The organism is Salinicoccus sp. Marseille-QA3875 (genome assembly GCF_054950095.1).
The window spans coordinates 1,151,942-1,172,372 of the sequence record NZ_CM143103.1 but is presented as its reverse complement, the minus strand read 5'-3'; the positions used below and the strand labels follow the sequence as shown (position 1 = coordinate 1,172,372).

Sequence of the window (20,431 nt, the reverse complement as noted above, 5' to 3'; positions counted from 1 at the left end):
CTTTATAAGATGATTCAAGATGGTAAGGCACTCTACACAAACTCTTTACTGATGGCTGATTTTTCTTATTAAAGGTGTAAATGAATTTCGAACGATCCATGTAGAAATAACAGCAAAAATACTGACACTGAAAAATGGTATTAAAAACGGTAAAGTAAGCAAAATCATTCCATATACAGGTGTGAAAACGAGTAAAGCCAGCGCTTGAACCGGATGTGTGATAATTATATAAGTCGCTGCTTTAAAATAATCAAAGAACTTCAGTCGAATCGATGCAAAAAGCGGTAGAAGATACAGTGCCAAAGTAATGGTAATGATCAGCAGCGCCCCAAATAAGCTCATTAGAATATCTGAGACTTTATGTTCGAACCCTGTATAAAAAACTATGTTTAAAGCAAAGAGAGTGATTAAAATGGATGTGATAACTCCGAGTAAGTTTGTTATAAAAAATTCTTTAAAATAGTGAGTCTTGAAAGTTTTAAACAAATTGATATTCCTTTCACCATCTAACCATTTCCTTACAATGGCATATACTGAAAAACTGGCAGGAAATAATCCGAAAACACCTAAACCTAAAATAGTGAAAGAAGCCCATAAAATATTCAGGTAGCCAAGTTTGACCATCCAATCAGTCACTGTATACAGCACATTATAAATATTGCGTGTTTTCACTGAATTACTTCCTCACTCTCGATATCGAAGAAATGCGCTTTTGACATATCAAACTGAACGTGTACTTGGGAACCGAATCCTATTTCGATTGAATCATTGATACGACATGTAATACTTTGTTGATTTATGTCTAAGTACAGGAGTGTGTCTGCTCCCATCAGTTCACTTACACCGACAGCAGCAGGGATAGCATTCCGATTTGTTTTTTCTGTATGTGTCCCTAAATATGTAACGCTTTCCGGTCTAATACCTAAAGTGATTTTTTTATCTTCGTAAGATTTTCTTTTTAATACTTCATAAATGTCATCAGGTATTGGTATTTCCAAATCATCAATTATGAAATGGCCGTTTTTAATTTGTCCTGTTAAAAAATTCATGGCCGGCGAGCCGATAAAACTGGCAACAAACTTGTTTTGAGGTTTATCATAGACATCTTTTGGTTTTCCAACCTGCTGAACCACCCCGTCTTTCATAACTACTAATCTTGTGGCCATTGTCATCGCTTCGGTCTGATCATGAGTGACATAAATAGAGGTTGTTCCCAGTCTGTGATGAAGCTTTTGAATTTCAGCCCGCATCTGTACACGTAATTTTGCATCTAAGTTTGAAAGTGGCTCATCCATTAAAAAAACTTTTGCATCCCGGACGATTGCTCTCCCCAGAGCAACTCTTTGTCTCTGCCCACCGGATAATTCTTTTGGTTTTCTTGAAAGAAAAGTTGTGAGTCCCAGAATATCAGCTGCATTTTCAACTCTTGATTTAATTTCTTTTTTGTTGATTCTTTTGAGCTTCAGACTGAAAGCCATGTTGTCGAATACGGACATATGAGGGTAAAGAGCGTAGTTTTGGAAAACCATTGCGATATCTCTGTCTTTAGGTGGAACATCATTTATCACTTCTCCATCAATACTTACATTGCCGCTTGTAATTCCTTCAAGTCCGGCAATCATTCTCAAAGTGGTGGATTTTCCACATCCGGAAGGACCAACAAAAACGATGAATTCCCTGTCGTTAATTTCGAGATTAAAATCGTTCACTGCAACGTGATCAGAATCGTATTTTTTAACAATGTTTTCTAGTAATACTTCTGGCATATCTGTACTCCTTTTATGATTTGGATAGGGTGTTGATTTATTTTTCGACAATGTAAGTATAAGAAATAAGTCGAAGACCATGGTTAATTCAAGGTAAATTATTGTTAAAAAGAAAATCATATATTTTACAAATTTAACGCATTACGGGTTGGTGAATTATTTAATCAAGCTATGCATAAGGAGGTTTCCGCGGTTAGGACATGTTGATGAAGTGTTTAAAAGTTTAGGAGATTATTTCAATATTGTTAATGTGAAATCATCTTCATAATAGTTAATTTTAAAAGTAGGAAAGTTGATAGAGACTGCGCCTCTGCCAAACTGTCTTTAGAAGGAAAGCATATTTTCTGTGACCGGATTTTATTTAAGTGCCGAAAAGATTTTAGAGATAAACTAATACGCACTAATAATTATCGGGTTATTTTATATTTGAAATGAAGGTGCTTTTATATTTTATGTATTTACAAAACAGAGGAAAAGATGCCCTATCTATATTAATTTAAGGTAAACAAATGTATATATTGTAAAAAGAACAGAAGTACCATATAAAATTTAGGAAAGTCATTCATGATTAAAGAGTGATATGACGAGGCTTCAAACAATAGTGGGGGATTTTAGTGAAGAAAGCAGCTGAATTCATTTAATAAAATATTGAAAGAAAAGTATAATTCAAATACTGCTATTCATCTGAAGAGAGAATTTCTCCTAATCTTATTTTCTATTATAAAAAATCTCCATTCTGATCTGTCGAAAATTTCACAGACAATCAGGATGGAGATTTTAATTTTATTTAATAGAACGGCCAGATCAACGGTACTACAAATACACAAAGTATCAGCTGTATTACTAATATCGGTGTACCGTTTTTAATGTAATCCATGAATGTGTAGTTGCCAGGTCCGTAGATCATGGTGTTTGGCGGTGTGCCGACCGGTGAAGCATATGCTGCATTTGTAGCCACACAGACTGTCATCAGTATCGCTTTCGGGTCTGCACCAAGGCTGACTGCCAGTACCAAGCCGATAGGGGCCATCAGAGCAGCGGCTGCTGTATTGGACATGATGGATGTAAGGAGTGCTGTAACCATAAAGGATTTGTTATTTGGTAAAAATAAGTAAACGTAACATTTTGAGTGTTATTAATAATCAGTTTAAACTTATATAACACTGGTGATATAATATGAACAAATTATCTTTTAAGGTGGATATATGAAAAATAGAATTTTAAATATGAGCATAAAGAACAGAATAATATCCATTTTTCTCATCACTTCGATCACACTGGTAACAATGTTGATCGTCGCATTCATATACATTGAGATAGATAATACTTATGACAGGTACGAGCAGTTGTCCAGGCAGACTGCTGACGGTTTCAGTCACATGCCTGACTTGAATAATGCTATAAATGATAATGACATTGATGAAATCGAGGGGATTATTGAACGTGTCAGAATAAATACGGAATATCCCAATGTGACCATAGTCAATAGGGATGAAGTCTACATTTATCATTATAATCAAGAAAACATAGGTCATCCCGCAGAAACTACAGACTATTCCCCATCATTGCTTTTTGGCGCAAACATTACAGATAATGCGTCAGGAGAGGAAGGTAGTGAGATTCGGACTGTGGCACCCATTTTTGAAGAGGTAAATGACGGGGAACGTGTCTTGGGGGCAGTGACGGTAAGTTATTTAAGTTCAGATATCGTCGCTTCAATACTTGATAAAGTGCTTCGCCTTGCCTTGGTCGCCACTATAGGGATTGTCATTTCAGTGTTGGGTGCATTATGGTTACAAAGGAGTATACAGTCTGATACTTTAGGATATGAACCGGTAACTGTAGCCAGAATGTTCAAGGAAAGAGATGCTATCATCAGTACGGTACGTGAAGGTATTATAATGGTGGACAAAAATTTTGAGATTACTTTCAGTAATCCCTCGGCTGACAGTGTGCTTCAGGATACAGACAGTCAAAAAATTATAGAACTGTTCAGTTTCAATAAGGTGATAACGAAAGGGACTTCATATTACGATAAGGAAGTCAGGCTGAACGGTAACACATATATCATCAACTGCCTGCCGATTCATGAGGATGATGATATAGTTGCTGCTATTTGCAGTTTCAGAGATAAAACCGATATAAAACAACTGCAGGATTCTCTGCAGCAGATTATGGGCTACTCTGATGAACTGAGAGCACAGAGCCATGAATTCAAAAACAAGATGCATGTACTGTACGGACTTCTTAAAGTGGAAAAATATGATGAGGCAATTAATTTTATTGATGAAGAAAAAATTAAAGATGAAAGTACAATACCAACATTGACAAGTATAAAAGATTCAGGCACTCACGCAATACTGCTCGGTAAAATTGAAAAAGGCAGAGAAAAGGGAGTGGAGATTAACATAGACCCTAACAGCCAGCTTGGGAGAACGGATATCAGTGTTTCAGATATGGCAACCATGTTGGGAAACCTGATTGATAATGCAATTGACGCAGTATCAGAAAAAGAAGAAAAACTGATCAACATATTCATTACTGATATTGGCAATGACATCATCATAGATGTTGAGGATAATGGCAAAGGTATGAGTTATGAAGATTCCCAAAATATTTTATCCAGTGGCTCTTCATCAAAAGGGGAAAACCGGGGATTCGGACTATCAAATGTAAATCTGACTGTCAGAAAATACAATGGATTTGTCACTTTTAATACTGAAGAAGGCAATGGTTCCGTATTTTCAATTTATATACCAAAAGAGAGGAGTTAGAAGATGAAAGTTATCATTGCAGAGGATGATTATCGGGTCTCTCTGATACATGAAGAGATTGTAAATAATGTTAATGGGATGTCTGTGTCATCAAAAGTCTTAAATGGCGAAGAATTGCTGAAAAGTCTCTATGAAGAGAATGCAGATCTTATTTTATTGGATATATACTTTCCGGATATTAAGGGTATAGACCTATTGTCTAAAATAAGAAACATTTGGCCTGAAACAGATATTATCATTGTCTCAGCTTCTAACAACAGGCAGGATTTACTGACCGCCAAAAGGTTTGGTGTCTATCAGTTTTTAATAAAACCTGTAGGTGTAGAGGAATTCACACAAGTACTGAATAATTATATCAATGATAAAAACTGGTTTATGGAAAATGGCGATTTTAACACGATTGATACAGACTATTTTCTTACAGGTACAGCTAACAGTGAGAACAGTACCAAACATGAAATATTGCCAAGTGGTATAGATAGCATTACTCTCAGTAAAATAATTGCTGCGATGGATGCCAAACAGGAAGGAATAACAATCGAAGAAATCTGCAGGAATGTTGGTGTATCAAGAACAACAGCACGCAGATATCTGGAACATCTGGTCTCGGAAGACCAGGCTGAAACCCACTTATCATATGGAGAAATAGGACGTCCAGAAAGGAAATACACGCTCAAGTAAGCGTGTATTTTTTGTGGACAAAAAGGATGAAACTGTCATTAAGGTTTTTAAAAATTTTAAATTCATAATATTGTATCTGAATATTTAGTAATATATAGTGCTTGTTATAGCTTTTTGTAAACGATTACAAGTAAGGGGACTAATTATGAAACTTATCTCATTTATTATATTAGGCAGTTTGTTATTGGCAGGATGTCAATCAGGCGAAGGTTCAGAAGTAGACTTTCCAGAAAGAAATATAGAGATGATTGCCCCGGCTACACCAGGCGGTGGATGGGACATGACTGCACGTTCAGCGCAAAGGGCAATGCAGGCAGACGGGACATCTGATGAAGATATTACAGTTGTCAATAAACCCGGTGGTGGTGGCGAAGTAGGTTGGCAGTATTTAATGCAGCAGGACAGTCATTTTGCGGCATTAAATTCCAGCCTGCTTATCACGGGTGAATTGCTGGGACACAGTGATTTGAACTATCAGGATTTTACTCCATTGGCTATGTTGTCCACTGAATGGCTCGCCATTGCAACAAGAGCAGATCATGAATTTGATGATGCTATGGATTTAATGGATCAGTTGAAGGAAGATCCTAAATCTTTAACAATCGGTGTGAGTCCCTCTCTAGGGAGCGGTAACCATCTTGCTTTTGTACAGGCTGCAATTGCCCACGGTATAGATCCTACAGATTTGGAGTTTCTGGTGTACAGCAGTGGAGGAGATATAATGAATGCTTTACTTGGTGGTCATATTGATATGACAAGTAACTCAATGTCAGATTTAGCTGAACAATACGGAGCAGGTAATATAGACATTCTTGCAGTCACATCACCTGAACGCATAGACGGATATGAAGAAATACCGACGTGGACTGAGTTGGGGCTGGATGTCGAGTTTCCACATTGGCGTGGAATAATGGGACCACCGGATATGTCAGAAGCTGAAATGGCTGAATGGGACGATATGCTTAGTAACATGGTTGAAACTGAGGAATGGCAAACGGCTCTTGATAATAATGCATTAGAAGATTTCTACATGGACAGTTCTGAAAGTGAGGAGTTTTTAGAAGAACAACAATCTTTCTTCACTGACATAGTAGAAGAGTCAGGTTTGGCACCATAAACTTTAAGGAGGCATTTTAGATGAATTTGGTTACAACTTTAAGGTATTCTCTGCCGGTTATTTTTATAATCGGCAGCGTAATATACGGGATTATGATACTCAGCCTGCCGTTTGCTACTCTTGGAGAACCGGAATTGCCAAGATACTTTCCCGGATTCGTCTGTGCAGGTATATTTATCTTTGCCCTTATTGATCTGATTAATATCAGAAAAGAAAATTATAAAGAAAATGAAGATCTTCATCTTATTGTAGATTCGAAGTCCGTGAAACTGATTTCTATTATATTGTTGATTTGCCTTGGCTATGCGCTGCTTTTTGAAATTCTTGGATATTTGATTTCTACAATTTTATTCATGGGCAGTCTATTGTTTTATTTGAATGGCAAGAAAACATGGAAAATGAATGTAATTGTTACGCTTGTAGTATCATTGAGCACTTGGTACAGCTTTACACAGCTGCTTGATATTACTTTGCCTTAAGGAGGAGAATAAATGGATACTGGTATAATCGTCGAAGGGCTGATGACGGCTTTACAGCCGCAAAATATACTTTGGTTAATATTTGGTGCCTTACTGGGCACTATTGTCGGCATCCTCCCAGGATTGGGTGCTGCTACGGGTGTGGCTGTGCTGATTCCATTGACATTTGGAATGGAGCCTGTCAGTGCTTTGATTTTAATGACAGCTATATACATAGGGGCACTATTCGGAGGTTCCAGAAGTTCAATTTTAATAAACACACCTGGTGATGGGTCGTCCATCGCCGCAACATTCGACGGCTACCTAATGACTAAAAAAGGTCTTGCAGGTCAAGCGATGTCCATTGCGGCAATGGCATCACTCATAGGCGGTTTCATGGCAATATTCGGCTTTATATTTTTAGCGATACCACTTGCTGATTTTGCCCTTAATTTTGGACCTGCCGAGTTTTTAATTTTGTTTATATTTGCTCTTACATCTGTAGTTACTTTGGCTCAGGGGGACAAAATCAAAGGGTTCCTTACGCTTTTTATCGGGCTTGGCATAAGTACGATAGGAGTCGACTTACAGTCGGGTGTACATAGATTTACTTTTGATATTCCGCATCTTACAGATGGTATCAATTTTGTTGTAATCATTATCGGAATCTATGCAATCGGTGAAGTACTGTACAATTTAATCGGCCAGAAAAAGAAAGTAGAGAATTCAAATAGAAATATCGGAAGTAAATGGTTTACTAAAAATCAATGGAAAAGGTCGCTCGCGCCGATATTAAGAAGCGGACCGATCGGTTTCCTACTTGGTGTCTTACCAGGGTCGGGCGGAACTATTTCTTCGCTGATGGCATATAATGCTGAAAGACAAGTTTCGAAGAACAAGAAAGAGTTTGGAAAAGGTGCAGTTGAAGGTCTTGTTGCACCAGAGTCAGCCAATAGTGCTTCTGCTGTCGGTTCAATGATTCCGATGCTGACGATGGGAATCCCCGGCTCAGGAACGACTGCTGTTATGCTGGGTGCACTGGTAATGATAGGTGTTACTCCAGGGCCGCTATTGTTTGAAAACAGTCCGGATATGGTCTGGACACTCATCAACAGTATGTTTATTGGTAATATCATTCTCGTTATTATAAACATAGCCATGGTCGGCGTTCTTGTGAAAGTATTGGATACACCGCCCAAAGTACTTTATCCGATTGTTTTAGTACTCTCGTTTTTAGGGGCATATACATTGGGCTACTCGACGGTTGATTTCTATATACTATTGATAGCGGGGATTGTCGGTTTATTATTAAAAATCATGGACTATCCGGTTGTTCCACTGATTCTAGCACTGATTGTCGGTTCTGAGATGGAACAGAACTACCAGCGTTCAATGGTTATTTATGATTCTCCTCTGGATGTGATTACAGCTTCTACAATATCCATTGTTCTGACAATCATGACAGTATTAGCATTACTCGTTCCATTACTCGCCAAGATATATAAAATGAGATATAAACCAAAAGTTTAGGAGGATTTTTAATGACCTGGTTTATGCATGAAAAACCTGACCAGAAATTATTAGCAGAGCAGTTCTTAACAATGACGAAAGATCAGAATATCCTGAAAGTATTGGGTGCACATGACGGCATGTCTGCCTTAATGGCCAAAAAGTCCGGTGCAAGTGCACTATATTTATCTGGTGCTGCTTATACTGCAAGTAAAGGTTTGCCTGATATCGGTTTGATATATTCAAATGAGGTTGCCGCCAGAGCAAAAGAACTTGTCCGGGCGACCGGCCTGCCGTTGCTTGTGGATATAGATACAGGGTATGGCGGTGTCTTAAATGCAATCCGGACGGCAAAAGAAATGGTGGAAGCGAATGTAGCTGCCGTACAAATTGAAGATCAGGACATGCCCAAAAAGTGCGGGCATTTAAATGGCAAAAAGCTCGTTACGACAGAAGAAATGATGCAAAAGATAAGAGCGATTAAGGAAACCGAACCGACACTTGTTATTGTAGCAAGGACGGACGCTTATGGAGTGGACGGTATTGAGACGGCAATTGAACGTGCAAATAATTATTTAGAAGCAGGTGCGGACATTATTTTCTCTGAAGCGCTTAGAGATAAAGCGGACTTTGAGCGTTTTAAGAAAGAAGTTGATGGTCCATTGCTTGCCAATATGACTGAATTCGGTAAAACACCATATTATTCTGCTGAAGAGTTCCAGAACTTTGGATATGACATCGTTATTTATCCGGTCACTTCATTGCGTGTAGCAGCTAAAGCGTATGAACGTGTTTTTGATGAAATAATGAAGACCGGTTCTCAAAAAGAAAGATTAGATGATATGCAGACAAGAGAAGAATTGTATGAAGCAATCCAGTATTATGATTATGAAGCTTTGGATGAGAGTATTGCTAAAACAGATCTAAATAAATGACAAACATTAATGTATTTCAAACACACCCCACCATCAAATCATGGTGGGGTGTGTTTGAAATGTAATATAAAATGGGACAGAACCCCTGATTATCCGCATCATATCAACGATAATCGAGGGATTTCAGAGACGGAAATGATGAAGCCATTCAGAGGTCTTTTATCCCATCCCCAGTTATTTTAATCCATTATCCAATCAAATCTTTCCCGCTCTCCCATCTCCCGCTCAGAAACTGCTCCGATTCTCCTGTGTTTCCATTGATATAGAAGGTTCTATCTACCTCTGCACTGTCTACAACCACTTTATAGATCGGCAGATATACCATGGAAGTTTCCACAATTTTATGCCTGGGTTTCTTCAGAAGATACTGCTTATCAATCTGTTTCCTTCTTACATCTTCGGCGTACTTGCCGACTTCATTTTCCTGAATAACCGGCTCGACGACCAACCGATCACCCACCGCTTCTTCACTGACCGGCGGCACATGGGAAAAGATGCCTCGATACCCGGACACAGCATCGATAAAAATCATCCGCGGAATCTTCTTCGGCGGAAAGGGCGGCCGGTCTGCGAGAACCAGGTTCTTCACCATCCAGAATGGGTGGTAAAGAAGAGTGGCACTCGTTGTGTTTTTTTTGAGATAATCTGCGTTGATGGTTTTATTCAGCCGGGCTTTCATCCCTAAACTTTTATATATCGATTGATACAGTTCTTTTTCAGATATATGAGTCTTTCCTATGCGTTTTATCATTTATTATCATCCAGGTGTGAGTGATACATATCGACTCTGGCCTGCTGCTCTTTCGGCGGCGGTGATGTCATCAGGCTTACTACGATGACGAGGATGAGTGAAACGGGTGCCGCGATGATCGGTTCGGCATTGGTCGGCAGTGCCTGGCTTGAAACAAGTATGACGAACAGAATCGCACCGCCCAGCATGCCGGTGAATGCACCGATCTTGTTGGCGCGTCTCCACCAGATACCTAGGACGAACGGGAAACCGAACGCAGATAACAGGAAGCCGCCGACCCATCCGACCATGACGGCGATGATGCCCGGCGGATTGATGGCGATCACGATGCCGATGATGACTGCCACGAACATCGTAATCAGACCGAGCAGGGTGACGAAGCGCTCGCTCGCTTTCGGATTGATATGCTGTTTATAAATATCATGTGCAATGCCTGCTGAAATCGCAAGCAGCATCGCGTCCGCCGATGACATGATCGCAGCGAGCAGTCCGGCGAGCATGACGCCGCCGAGAATCGGCGGCAGATATTCTTCGACGACGGAGACGAAAATCATATCTGTATTATCGAGCGTTTCAACTATGCCGAGTGTGACACCGGCAATCGTGACGAAAAAACCGCCCAGAAACAGGATGATATAGATGAATGTGCCCCACATGGAAGAGCGGCGTGCCGTTCTTGCATCACGTGAAGCGAAGTTACGCATGACGACCGACGGCGAGATGATGCCGAACCATATGAATGCGATGAACAGTCCGAAGTATGACATCCAAGGCTGTGTGACGTCACCAAATGCCGGATCGGCAGCGAGTGCACTGTCGAGCATATTGCCGATGCTCCCGAAGTCCACCCAGATGACGGCGGCGAGTATGACCGTACCAAAAAGCATGATCATCCCCTGGAACAGGTCGGTATATGTAATCGCCCACATACCGCCGAGTGCTGCATAAATTGTAAAGCCGAGCCCGAGTACGATGGTTGCTGTGGCATAATCGATGCCGAGCACGTAGGAACCGATCAGACCTGCTGCAGTGAGCTGCGGCACCATATAGAAAGTCATGGCGACCACGACGATGATTGCAGCAAGTACCTGGACGGATGTGCCGAATCTCTGGTGGAAGAAGTCCGGCATGCTCTTTGCACCGGAACGTCTGACCTGCCCCGAGATCAGGAACATCGCAAGCGGCAGTGCGGCAAGCACACCGAATGCGTAGGTGAAATAATACGGGAGCCCCATCGTCACGCCGGAGCCGACCGCACCCATCAACGAACTGGAACTGGCGATGGCAGCAAAGATTGCGAACGCCCCGACAAATGTATTGATGCTCTGGCCCGCTGTGAAATAGTCACTTTCACTCTGCCTGGCCCTTCGGTAGAAATAAATACCGATGACAGTCATTAATAATAAATACAGTAATAGAATGATTCCTTCAGTGATCTGCATACATCATACCCCTTTCTGTTTCTGGCTGTGCTAATCTTTTTCGATTCTTTCAATCCACACGACATAGGCAACCGTCAAAATAAACCAGATGAACAATCCGAAGAACATCAGCCATGCAACGAGTGAAATTCCCGCGACGTAGATATCCACCGGCCACCAGCCGAATACGAACGCCGAGTAGATGATGATGATTAAAGTCGCAAACAAACCCGGATCTTTGAACTTTGATCTTTGAGCCATATGCTACACCCCTTTTAGAATATTTCATTTATTCGGTCAATTGTTGATGTTTATTATATATAATTGCGGTAACGGTTTCAACACGAAGTCATCACTTTTTGACATACGGTTCCATCATGATATAATTGATGCCACAAACGAATATTAATGCATAGGGGAGCCATACTGTGGCTGAGAAGGATGTATCCTGACCCTTGGACCTGATCTGGATAATACCAGCGGAGGGAATGTGTGACGGCTATGCCATGGATGTATGGTCCACCCTCACAAGTCTTGACGCCTCCGGATAAGGAAGGTGTTTTTTTATGCCGTTTTTGAGAGGAGTGCTTTTATTATGAATAAAATTCTATTTCCCGTCGTATTCGTACTGCTGCTTGCAGCGTGCGGGGGCGGTGGTGCGGAGGAATCCGCTGATATGGATGAACTGACGGATGTCACGTTTGTGCTGGACTGGACGCCGAACACGAATCATACAGGTGTCTATGCCGCACAGGCGGAAGGCTATTACGAGGAACACGGATTGGATGTGGAAATCGTCCTGCCGGGTGAAGCGGGCGCGGAACAGACGGTCGCGACAGGCAATGGTGATTTCGGCATCAGTGCACAGGAGAATGTGACGCAGGCGCGTCTGCAGGATGTGTCGATCGTGTCACTCGCTGCAATCATCCAGGATAATACGTCATATCTGGCTTCACCTGAAGAATACGGATTGGAAACGCCGTCGGATCTTGAAGGTCACACATATGGCGGCTATGGTTCACCGATCGAAGAGGAGACGATTCACTCGATCATGCAGGCGGATGGTGCAGATTTCAGTGAAGTCGAAATCCTCAACGTCGGGGAGGCGGATTTCTTTGCTACTGTGCAGCGTGATGTCGACTTTGCATGGATCTATTACGGATGGACGGGGATTGAAGCTGAGCTCAGGGATATGCCGCTCAATACAATCGACTTCACCGAGTATTCGGATGCATTGAATTTTTATACACCTGTAATGATTACGAATGAGAATATGATTGAAAGCGATCCGGAAACGGTTGAAGCCTTTATGAGTGCGACGACGGAAGGCTACCAGCTGGCGATGGAAAATCCGGAACAGGCGGCGTCTCACCTGATTGATGCCGAACCGGATCTCGACGAAGCGCTTGTGATGGCGAGCCAGGAGTGGCTGGCGGATGTCTATCAGAGTGACGCGCCTTACTGGGGGTATCAGGACCGGGAGGTCTGGCAGAATTATTCGGACTGGATGTATGAAAGCGATCTGATCGAGTCTGAGCTGGATGTCGATGCTGCATTCACAAATGACTTTCTGCCGGATGAATCGGAGGAATAAACGATGAAACGACTTTTATCATGGAGCGTACTCTCACCGCTCCTCGCCATTTTCGCCATACTTGTCATCTGGCAGCTGGCTGTCGGCATCTTTGAGATCGAGGCGTGGATGCTGCCAAGCCCGGTTCAGATCATACAGGAAGGCATCGAGATCTATCCACGCATCATCGACCACAGCATCTCGACGATACTGATAGCGCTCGGCGGGTTTACCATCGGTGTATCGGTCGGACTCGTTCTGGCGGTTGCACTGCATCTGGTGCCGCAGGCGAGGCAAAGCATCTACCCGCTTATGGTGCTCTCGCAAAATGTGCCGATTATTGCGCTTGCCCCGCTTCTTGTGCTGTGGTTCGGCTTCGGGGCACTGCCGAAGATACTGATCATCACGCTCGTCGTCTTCTTTCCGATCGCCGTCTCCCTGATTGACGGTTTTCGGCAGACGAATCCCGAACTGCTCAATTATATGCGGATGATCGGCGCCGGCCGCCGGCAGATTTTCTTCAAGCTGGAATGGCCGAGTGCCCTGCCGTATTTCTTTTCAGGTCTTAAGATTTCTGCCACATACAGTGTGATGGGTGCGGTCATTGCCGAGTGGCTCGGTGCCCAGCAGGGTCTCGGGGTCTTCATGACGGTCGCATCTTCCGCGTTCCGGACGGATCAGGTATTCGTATCGATTTTTGTCATCATGCTGATCAGTCTGGTGTTGTTCGGTTTTATTCTGCTGCTCGAGAAATGGCTGACTCCATGGAATCAGGACAAGAAAGGAAGTGGAACGGATGACTGACAAACTGCGTATTGAAAATCTGTCTCATACATTCAAAGGGCAGTCGGACATCGACGTGCTCGATAACCTTTCGCTGAGTGTCGCTGACGGGGAGTTCGTCACGCTGCTCGGCCCTTCCGGCAGCGGAAAGAGCACCATCTTCAATCTCGTCGGCGGACTGATCGATGCGGAGAATGGTGATATCTTTATTGATGGTAAGCGTGCCAACGGCACACGGGGCAACATCAGCTATCTGCCCCAGCAGGATTCCCTGCTGCCGTGGCGGACGATCGAGGATAATGTCGTTTTGGTCCAGGAGGTAAACGGCGCCGTCGACCGGGAGGCTGCTCGCAGACTGCTGGAACGGGCCGGGCTCGGTGGTTATGAATCCGCCTACCCTGATACACTGTCCGGCGGTATGCGCCAGCGCGTCGCCTTCATCCGCTCGCTCCTCAGCCCGCAGCGTCTCATGCTGCTGGATGAGCCGTTCGGTGCACTCGATGAACTGACACGGCTCGACATGCAGGACTGGCTGCTCAAAATGTGGGAAACCGACCGCCGTTCGGTGCTGTTCATCACCCACAGCATAGAGGAGGCGCTCTACATGTCCGACCGTATACTGATTTTGTCCAATAAACCAGCCCGCATCATCAAGGAAATCGACGTGCCGTTCGAACGGCCGCGTGATCCCGGCATTACGCTGGATGATACGTTTGCCAAGCTTAAAAGGGAAATCTACCTGTTGTTGAAAGAAGGGGTTCAGAATGATTGATGCACAAATGACGAAACTCATCCGAAACCAGGCGTCTCAGATGGAGCAGGAGGGCAGGCTGTCAGAGACGGTGCTGCAGTACATCTATGATCAGGGACTGTTCAAATTGTTTGTGCCGGACGCGTTGGGCGGCAATATGCAGCCGCTGCCGGAGGCATTGAAAATATTCGAGGAAGCGGCACATGTGGACGGCAGCTTCGGCTGGCTCGTGCAGATCGGTTCAGGCGCCGGATTCTTTGCGACGACGATGGCGCCGGAAGCGGTCAGAAAATATTTCACCGCCCGAGATTTCTACATTGCCGGCAGCGACCGCCCGACGGGTGTGGCCAGAAAGACTGATGGCGGCTATATTGTGAACGGCACATGGGCATTTGCGAGCGGGGCCGGCCATGCCAGCCTGTTCACTGCAACATGCCGGATAGAATCCGATGACGCGGAGGATGAGAAACTGTATGCTTTTGCTTTTACACCCGATCAAGTCGAAATTGAAGAGGATTGGAACGCCTTCGGCATGAAAGCGACCAGCAGCCATACCATCCATGTGGAGGGTGCTTTCGTACCTGCGGCATATCGTTTTGACGTGACCGGCCCGCATTTCCATTTCGATCATCCGGTCTACCATTATCCGTTTGTGCCATTCGCCGCAGCGAATATCGCTTCCACTGCCATCGGTGTCGCAAAACATTTCTTTGAAGCGGCGCGCGAACATGTCGAGTCTAAAAAAGCAGCCTGGAAAAAAGAAGGTTCGAACCGGTATGACCATGTGAATAAAATCCTGGAAGAAAATGAAGCACGATTTCAGAAGGAGCGCCGGAAATTCTATCAGGCAGTCGAAAAATCATGGGATGCCCACCTTACCGGTGGATCTCTTGATGACAAGGACATGGAGATAATCTCCACCCGGAGCAAAATCGTCGCTGACGCTGCAGTGAGCGGAGTCCAGAAACTTTACCGTTACCTAGGAATGGATATTGTCACAGAAAGTCATCCTCTGAACCGCATCTACCGTGACCTTATGACCGCATCACAGCACGGTCTGCTTGTGGATTCGGAAGGTGAATTAAGATCCGATAGAAGTTGACCGCCACAAAAAGTGCTCTGAAACATTAATGTTTCAGAGCACTTTCCTTTGCATCTCCCCCATCATTTCGTACTTTCCGCTTCTTCCACTCTCTCTTCATGTCTGCAGCAGCGGTACTATGAGAAATGTAATCAGTGACAATACAACGCCGAACCATTGGCTGAGTCGGATCATCTGGCGGTCTGCGAGACTCTTCGTTCCGAGCATCCTCTGAATGGCATACTAGTTGGTGCCCCCAGTAGAAGAGCTTCGAAAATATCATACCGATGAATCATTGAAGAATCGATGAATTTTGAAGATATTTCACTTCATATTTATCAGCAAGTTCAGCAATGAATTTCAGCAGCGCTTCAGATTCAACCTCCTGTGCCTTGAATTTTTCTTCCAACTCCGTGGCTGTTGTACGTTCTTTTTCTGTACACACTTTTTTAAAATATCCCCACATATGGTTGTATGTATTCATGATCGAACCTTTCGTGGGAGTGGTTTCCATTGCCTCGTCAATCAAGACATCCAACACCTCAATATCAGGGTTTCCTTTTAACTCTTTACGTATGCGTTCATAGTGTTTCTGGCTGTGCATCATCACTTTATATTTTTCCAGAGCCCATTTCTTTTCAATTTCATGTCTCTTACTCATATTATCACTTGCCATTGCTTCATGATTCCTGATTTCCTTAATTTTTTCAGGTGTAAGATGACCTCTCACACTGTTGATAAGACGGATTTCCTCTTCGAGATGATTGTGCGTTATATTTTTCCTGATTACCGGTTTTCAAACATTGGAATAGTGTTCCATCTGCTTGCAGAAATAAATTGAAGGCTTAATAAAATGTCTTATTAAAAAGCGGAAACAAAGCCTTATGCGTCACTTTGTTTCCGTAATTGATATTTTGTGTTTATTCTATTCGCACATTTTCTATTTCTTCATAGCCAATGATGTAGTTTCTCCCGTCTGAGGCCATCACGTTATACAGTACATAATTTTCATAAATACCATTCGTGTTCTCATGAGAGTAGGTGCGGTATATATAAACGTTGGAGCTGCCGTCTGGATTTTGCTCTTCATAATCGATATGCACCGAGTAAGTTATATGATTGGCGTATCGGCCGGATGCTTTGTTTGCAGTTAATAAGTTTTGGCCCACTGAGCCTTCCCGGTAGAATTCAAGCGCTTCGTTGTTCTGATCGTTATAGTATCCAGGCAGGGCAAAAAGGTACTGCCGTACAAACTGCAGATGACTGTTTATTTCTTCAGGTGCTTCTTCAGAACGGGGGAGTACTGATATATCTATCGGTTTCGATTCTCCATATTCAGCTTCGAAAGAATACTTTACGGCACATGGCAGACAGTCGCTGACCGGTGACTGTGGCAGTGTGCCATCTTCGATAAGGTTTTGATAGGCCGTAAATTGATCTTCTGTTGAAACACCTTTACACTCTGTGAGTTCGGACATGATGCACTGTTCAGCAGCATTATAATTTTCGTTATTGCCGGCGGAATCCTCAGAGGTATCATTTTTTTGCTCATCTGTCGTTTCTTCAGAAGATGCTTCCTGTTCGCCTTCTCCACTCAGATTGTTTTCCTGGTTTTCGTCTGTTTCGTCGGTACCTGCTTCTTCGACCGATTCTGCCGGTTCATCGACTTCTTCTGTCGAAGCAGTTTCTTCGTTAATGGCATCTGTATTATCATCTGAACCGGATGAAACTGTAAAAAATACGGCACCCAAAATAAGCAGCAGTACAATAGGAATAACTACATACAATGCTTTCATGGGCAGTCCCTCCTGAGAAATTCTATGTAACTTAATTATATAACACCGGGGAGTAATTTTACATCAGCACATTGAACGAAAAAACCCCGAAAACAATTAAGTTTCCGGGGTTTTAAGAGATTTTCATTATGACTGAATTTGATCTCGATAATTTATGACGATAATGCTGAAGCACCGCCGTCAATTCTCTGGTAAGTTCCTGTGATGAAGGAAGCTTTGTCAGAGTTCAGGAAGATGACGAGGTCGGCAATTTCTTCGGGCTTCGCATATCTTGATAATGGAATGCCGTCAATGACCGCCTGTTTGGAAGCTGCTGCTTCTTCAGGGTTTCTGTTTGCTTCGATTCTTCTCATCATTTCAGTTTCAACTGCGTGTGGTGATACTGCGTTTACACGTACACCGTAGTCTGCCGCTTCCAGTGCTGCGGATTTAGTAATACCGACAACAGCGTGCTTGGATGCAACGTATGGACTCATTGAAGGTGAACCGATCCAGCTTCCGATGGAGCCCATGTTCACTACAGAACCGCTCTTTTGTTCTTTCATTACACGGAGTACGTGTTTTAGTCCGTAGAATACGCCGAAGACGTTTACTGAGAAGACACTTTCGATATTTTCTTTTGTAATGTCTACAAGATCTTCTGTTGCACCGTTGATTCCGGCATTATTTAAGAACACATCAATGCGGCCGTAGTGGTCTTTAGTTTCCTGGACGAATTTTTCTACTTCAGCTTCATCCGATACGTCTGCACTGAATGTGATGACTTCAGCATCTTCGATTTCTTTTGCAGCATTTTCAATTGCTTCCTGATTCAAGTCGACTAAAGCGAGTTTTGCTCCCTCTTCAGCAAATTTCTTCGCTGATGCCAGTCCGATACCGCCGGCACCGCCTGTAATCAATACAACTTTATCTTCATATAATTTTCCCAAAATATAACCTCCTGAGTGATATTGTTTCTTACTATCAATAATAGAGGAAACCTATCTCGATTTCAAACTAATTGCTCATATCAAATAAATATCTGGTTACATATAGTAAACAGAAGTTTATTTTAATCTTTCTATGGAGTGTTTGGCAAGGCTGATGATGACCATATCGTCCATCGGTGGGTTATGGAGGCCGGCGCGCACGTTTCTATAGTGTCTCTGCAGCTCATTGTCTGCATTTAAACTTTTCGCACCGACGACTCTCATGGACAGGTCGACAATTTCAACCGCCTTGTTCACGATGGATGTTTTAACTGCCCCGAGCTTCGCGCCCATTTTATTTCTTTCCCCGGGTGTTGAATCATCCCATTCCTTCGCTGCTGTATATAGAAAGGCGTCTGCTTCCATCACTGCCATTTCGATCCGTCCGAGTTTCTCCTGGACATTCGGCAGCTCTGAAATCGTTCCTTTAATACTGTTCGGTGAATAAGTGGTGGCAAATTTGACTGCAGCCTCCTGAGCCGCTTTGGCAATTCCGAGGTAGCACGCGGGTATATGGAGCAGCCAGCCGGATGGATCTTTTTTACCGGGTGTTCTGAATGACACGAGGTCTTCCTCTCTTACGCGCACATCTTCCATTATGAAATCATGGCTGCCGCTCGCCCGCATCGCGACGGAATTCCATGTCTCGTCAACGCTCGCACCTTCAAGGTCTGTATCGACAATAAAGTCCCCGACCTCGCCGGTTTCTTCAATCGTTGCGCTGACTGAGGCGTATTTTAAAATGGGAGAAAGTGTGGCGAATGTTTTTCTGCCATTCAAAATCCACGAGTCGCCGTCTTTTACCGCAGTCGTTTCCGGCTTGCCGCCGCGTGTCGGACTGCCTGTTGCGGGTTCTGTCGCAAGATTGTTGATCAGAGCGCCGTTTTCGATGACATCTGTAGCGACTTTTTTATATTTCTCTGCATCCCATGTCTTCTTCTCGCCGAGATCCATAATGATGCCCATATGCCAGCCGATGGACAGTGCAGTGGCACCGTCATACTTCGCAATGGTTTCCTGATGTTTCATCAGTTCAACGAGACTGATGCCCGCGCCGCCGTACTCTCTCGGTATGGACAGTGCAGGATAGCCGATTGCTTTCAGTTTTTCAAAATTCTCAAATGGGAACGTGACATTTTCATCATGTTTCTGAGCCGTTTCCTTAAACTGTTTTGCGGTTTCTTCTATTAAGTTGAGGCGTTCGCTGTAGTCCAGATTTTGTAATGTTTCCAATATGATATCCCTCTCTAAAAATCGTATGATCTAATGCATTAATTATTTCACAAGGGTGTGTATTAATCAAAAACGATTGCGATGTGTCCAACTGTCAGGTGAAGATTAGTTTTGTTTCTCGGGCCGGGAAGGCTATAATGATGACAAACGAAATCAGGAGGCATTTGTGTGGAGAATGAATATTACTATGAAGTGAAAACACCTGAAAATTATGATGAAAGTAAGAAATATCCATTGCTGATTGCATTTCACGGCATCGGTCACCATGAAGAATTTGCATGGATCAACTTTGACGGGGTGACGGATGAGTTTATCGTTGTCAGTGTGCGCGGCAATCTGGAATTTAAAAACGGCTATGCCTATTACTTACTTGAAGGATTCGGAAAACCCGACATGGATACGTTTGATGACTGCATGAAAAAGCTGCCGGCGTTTGTGAGTGGAATTATTGATGAGTATCCGGTAGATAAGAATAATGTATATCTTGGTGGATTCAGTCAGGGCGCGATTCTGTCGAATACACTGGCACTTCTGATGGGTGATACGATCAGCGGTATTGTTTCCATGAACGGTTATGTACCTGAATTTCTGGAAGAGAGATACGGCGTGAAAAGCGTAGAACATCTGGATGTCTTCCTGTCAGACGGGAAAGAAGATGAAATCTTCCCCCCGGAAATCGGGAAGAAGAACGAAGCGTTCTTTAAAGAACAAGGTGCGAATGTCTCTTATACCACGTATGATACAGCGCATCAGATCGGTGAACAGAACAAGAAAGACATCGCGGGCTGGCTGCTGGATCAAGTTAAAAAGTAATATTATTTGAATGACTCCGGT

General features: G+C 43.3%; 21 protein-coding genes and 1 riboswitch. Of the genes, 11 read left to right on the top strand and 10 right to left on the bottom strand.

Annotated elements, in window-relative coordinates; all coding sequences use genetic code 11:
• Window positions 1–45: 45 nt before the first annotated feature.
• From ACY8DT_RS06035 to ACY8DT_RS06025, 3 genes are all read right to left on the bottom strand, one after another.
• Window positions 46–672 (bottom strand): YesL family protein, encoded by a 627-nt coding sequence (locus tag ACY8DT_RS06035; RefSeq protein WP_462422018.1) that lies wholly within the window; start codon window positions 670–672, stop codon window positions 46–48.
• The gene (locus ACY8DT_RS06030) at window positions 669–1,766 is read right to left on the bottom strand and encodes an ABC transporter ATP-binding protein (protein ID WP_462422017.1); all 1,098 of its coding nucleotides are present in this window, start codon (window positions 1,764–1,766) and stop codon (window positions 669–671) included. The genes ACY8DT_RS06035 and ACY8DT_RS06030 overlap by 4 nt, the downstream gene beginning before the upstream one ends.
• A 787-nt stretch (window positions 1,767–2,553) precedes the next feature.
• Complete coding sequence (locus ACY8DT_RS06025) at window positions 2,554–2,850, bottom strand: SLC13 family permease (protein ID WP_462422016.1); 297 nt, start codon at window positions 2,848–2,850, stop codon at window positions 2,554–2,556.
• 121 nt (window positions 2,851–2,971) lie between these two features.
• Between ACY8DT_RS06025 and ACY8DT_RS06020 the strand changes: the two genes are divergently transcribed.
• The 6 genes from ACY8DT_RS06020 (at window position 2,972) to prpB (ending at window position 9,240) form a co-directional block, all read left to right on the top strand.
• Window positions 2,972–4,540 carry an ATP-binding protein gene (locus ACY8DT_RS06020; RefSeq protein ID WP_462422015.1) on the top strand — a complete coding sequence of 523 codons (1,569 nt, stop codon included), beginning with the start codon at window positions 2,972–2,974 and terminating at the stop codon, window positions 4,538–4,540.
• A 3-nt stretch (window positions 4,541–4,543) separates the two neighbouring features.
• Window positions 4,544–5,221 (top strand): response regulator, encoded by a 678-nt coding sequence (locus ACY8DT_RS06015; protein ID WP_462422014.1) that lies wholly within the window; start codon window positions 4,544–4,546, stop codon window positions 5,219–5,221.
• A 184-nt stretch (window positions 5,222–5,405) separates the two neighbouring features.
• Window positions 5,406–6,338, top strand: a complete 933-nt coding sequence (locus tag ACY8DT_RS06010) for a tripartite tricarboxylate transporter substrate binding protein (RefSeq protein ID WP_462422013.1) — start codon at window positions 5,406–5,408, stop codon at window positions 6,336–6,338.
• A 20-nt stretch (window positions 6,339–6,358) separates the two neighbouring features.
• Window positions 6,359–6,817: a tripartite tricarboxylate transporter TctB family protein gene (locus ACY8DT_RS06005; RefSeq protein WP_462422012.1), complete on the top strand. Its 459-nt coding sequence runs from the start codon at window positions 6,359–6,361 to the stop codon at window positions 6,815–6,817.
• A gap of 12 nt (window positions 6,818–6,829) precedes the next feature.
• The gene (locus tag ACY8DT_RS06000; RefSeq protein ID WP_462422011.1) at window positions 6,830–8,326 is read left to right on the top strand and encodes a tripartite tricarboxylate transporter permease; all 1,497 of its coding nucleotides are present in this window, start codon (window positions 6,830–6,832) and stop codon (window positions 8,324–8,326) included.
• Between the two features lie 11 nt (window positions 8,327–8,337).
• Window positions 8,338–9,240 carry a methylisocitrate lyase gene (prpB, locus tag ACY8DT_RS05995; protein WP_462422010.1) on the top strand — a complete coding sequence of 301 codons (903 nt, stop codon included), beginning with the start codon at window positions 8,338–8,340 and terminating at the stop codon, window positions 9,238–9,240.
• A 187-nt stretch (window positions 9,241–9,427) separates the two neighbouring features.
• On the opposite strand, the gene ACY8DT_RS05990 is transcribed toward prpB, so the two are convergent.
• From ACY8DT_RS05990 to ACY8DT_RS05980, 3 genes are read right to left on the bottom strand one after another with little or no spacing between them, the layout of a single operon-like run.
• Window positions 9,428–9,991 carry a hypothetical protein gene (locus ACY8DT_RS05990; protein WP_462422009.1) on the bottom strand — a complete coding sequence of 188 codons (564 nt, stop codon included), beginning with the start codon at window positions 9,989–9,991 and terminating at the stop codon, window positions 9,428–9,430.
• Window positions 9,988–11,433, bottom strand: a complete 1,446-nt coding sequence (locus tag ACY8DT_RS05985; protein ID WP_462422008.1) for a sodium:solute symporter family protein — start codon at window positions 11,431–11,433, stop codon at window positions 9,988–9,990. Before ACY8DT_RS05985 ends, ACY8DT_RS05990 begins: the two co-directional genes overlap by 4 nt.
• A 30-nt stretch (window positions 11,434–11,463) precedes the next feature.
• Window positions 11,464–11,673, bottom strand: coding sequence for a hypothetical protein (locus ACY8DT_RS05980; RefSeq protein WP_462422007.1), 210 nt, complete (start codon window positions 11,671–11,673; stop codon window positions 11,464–11,466).
• A gap of 143 nt (window positions 11,674–11,816) precedes the next feature.
• A riboswitch (TPP riboswitch) is annotated at window positions 11,817–11,917 on the top strand.
• Window positions 11,918–12,007: 90 nt separating this feature from the next.
• On the opposite strand from ACY8DT_RS05980, the gene ACY8DT_RS05975 reads away from it, so the two are divergent.
• The 4 genes from ACY8DT_RS05975 to ACY8DT_RS05960 are packed head-to-tail and all read left to right on the top strand — an operon-like array spanning window position 12,008 to window position 15,621.
• On the top strand, window positions 12,008–13,006 hold the full coding sequence (locus ACY8DT_RS05975; RefSeq protein WP_052255191.1) for an ABC transporter substrate-binding protein: 999 nt from the start codon (window positions 12,008–12,010) through the stop codon (window positions 13,004–13,006).
• Window positions 13,007–13,009: 3 nt separating this feature from the next.
• Window positions 13,010–13,789, top strand: a complete 780-nt coding sequence (locus tag ACY8DT_RS05970) for an ABC transporter permease (protein ID WP_462422006.1) — start codon at window positions 13,010–13,012, stop codon at window positions 13,787–13,789.
• Window positions 13,782–14,540, top strand: coding sequence for an ABC transporter ATP-binding protein (locus ACY8DT_RS05965; protein WP_462422005.1), 759 nt, complete (start codon window positions 13,782–13,784; stop codon window positions 14,538–14,540). The genes ACY8DT_RS05970 and ACY8DT_RS05965 overlap by 8 nt, the downstream gene beginning before the upstream one ends.
• Complete coding sequence (locus ACY8DT_RS05960) at window positions 14,533–15,621, top strand: acyl-CoA dehydrogenase family protein (protein WP_462422004.1); 1,089 nt, start codon at window positions 14,533–14,535, stop codon at window positions 15,619–15,621. Before ACY8DT_RS05965 ends, ACY8DT_RS05960 begins: the two co-directional genes overlap by 8 nt.
• Before the next feature lie 271 nt (window positions 15,622–15,892).
• Here the strand turns inward: ACY8DT_RS05960 and ACY8DT_RS05955 are convergent, their stop codons facing one another.
• From ACY8DT_RS05955 to ACY8DT_RS05940, 4 genes are all read right to left on the bottom strand, one after another.
• A complete protein-coding gene (locus ACY8DT_RS05955) occupies window positions 15,893–16,276 on the bottom strand; it encodes a YbgA family protein (protein WP_462422003.1) in 384 nt (127 codons plus the stop codon).
• Between the two features lie 244 nt (window positions 16,277–16,520).
• Entirely contained in the window at window positions 16,521–17,396 is an 876-nt protein-coding gene (locus ACY8DT_RS05950) for a hypothetical protein (protein WP_462422002.1), read from the bottom strand.
• Window positions 17,397–17,548: 152 nt separating this feature from the next.
• Window positions 17,549–18,325 carry an SDR family NAD(P)-dependent oxidoreductase gene (locus tag ACY8DT_RS05945; protein WP_462422001.1) on the bottom strand — a complete coding sequence of 259 codons (777 nt, stop codon included), beginning with the start codon at window positions 18,323–18,325 and terminating at the stop codon, window positions 17,549–17,551.
• Between the two features lie 117 nt (window positions 18,326–18,442).
• On the bottom strand, window positions 18,443–19,597 hold the full coding sequence (locus ACY8DT_RS05940; RefSeq protein ID WP_462422000.1) for an acyl-CoA dehydrogenase family protein: 1,155 nt from the start codon (window positions 19,595–19,597) through the stop codon (window positions 18,443–18,445).
• Between the two features lie 168 nt (window positions 19,598–19,765).
• Between ACY8DT_RS05940 and ACY8DT_RS05935 the strand changes: the two genes are divergently transcribed.
• Window positions 19,766–20,410, top strand: a complete 645-nt coding sequence (locus ACY8DT_RS05935) for an alpha/beta hydrolase (protein WP_462421999.1) — start codon at window positions 19,766–19,768, stop codon at window positions 20,408–20,410.
• The last annotated feature ends 21 nt before the right edge of the window (window positions 20,411–20,431 follow it).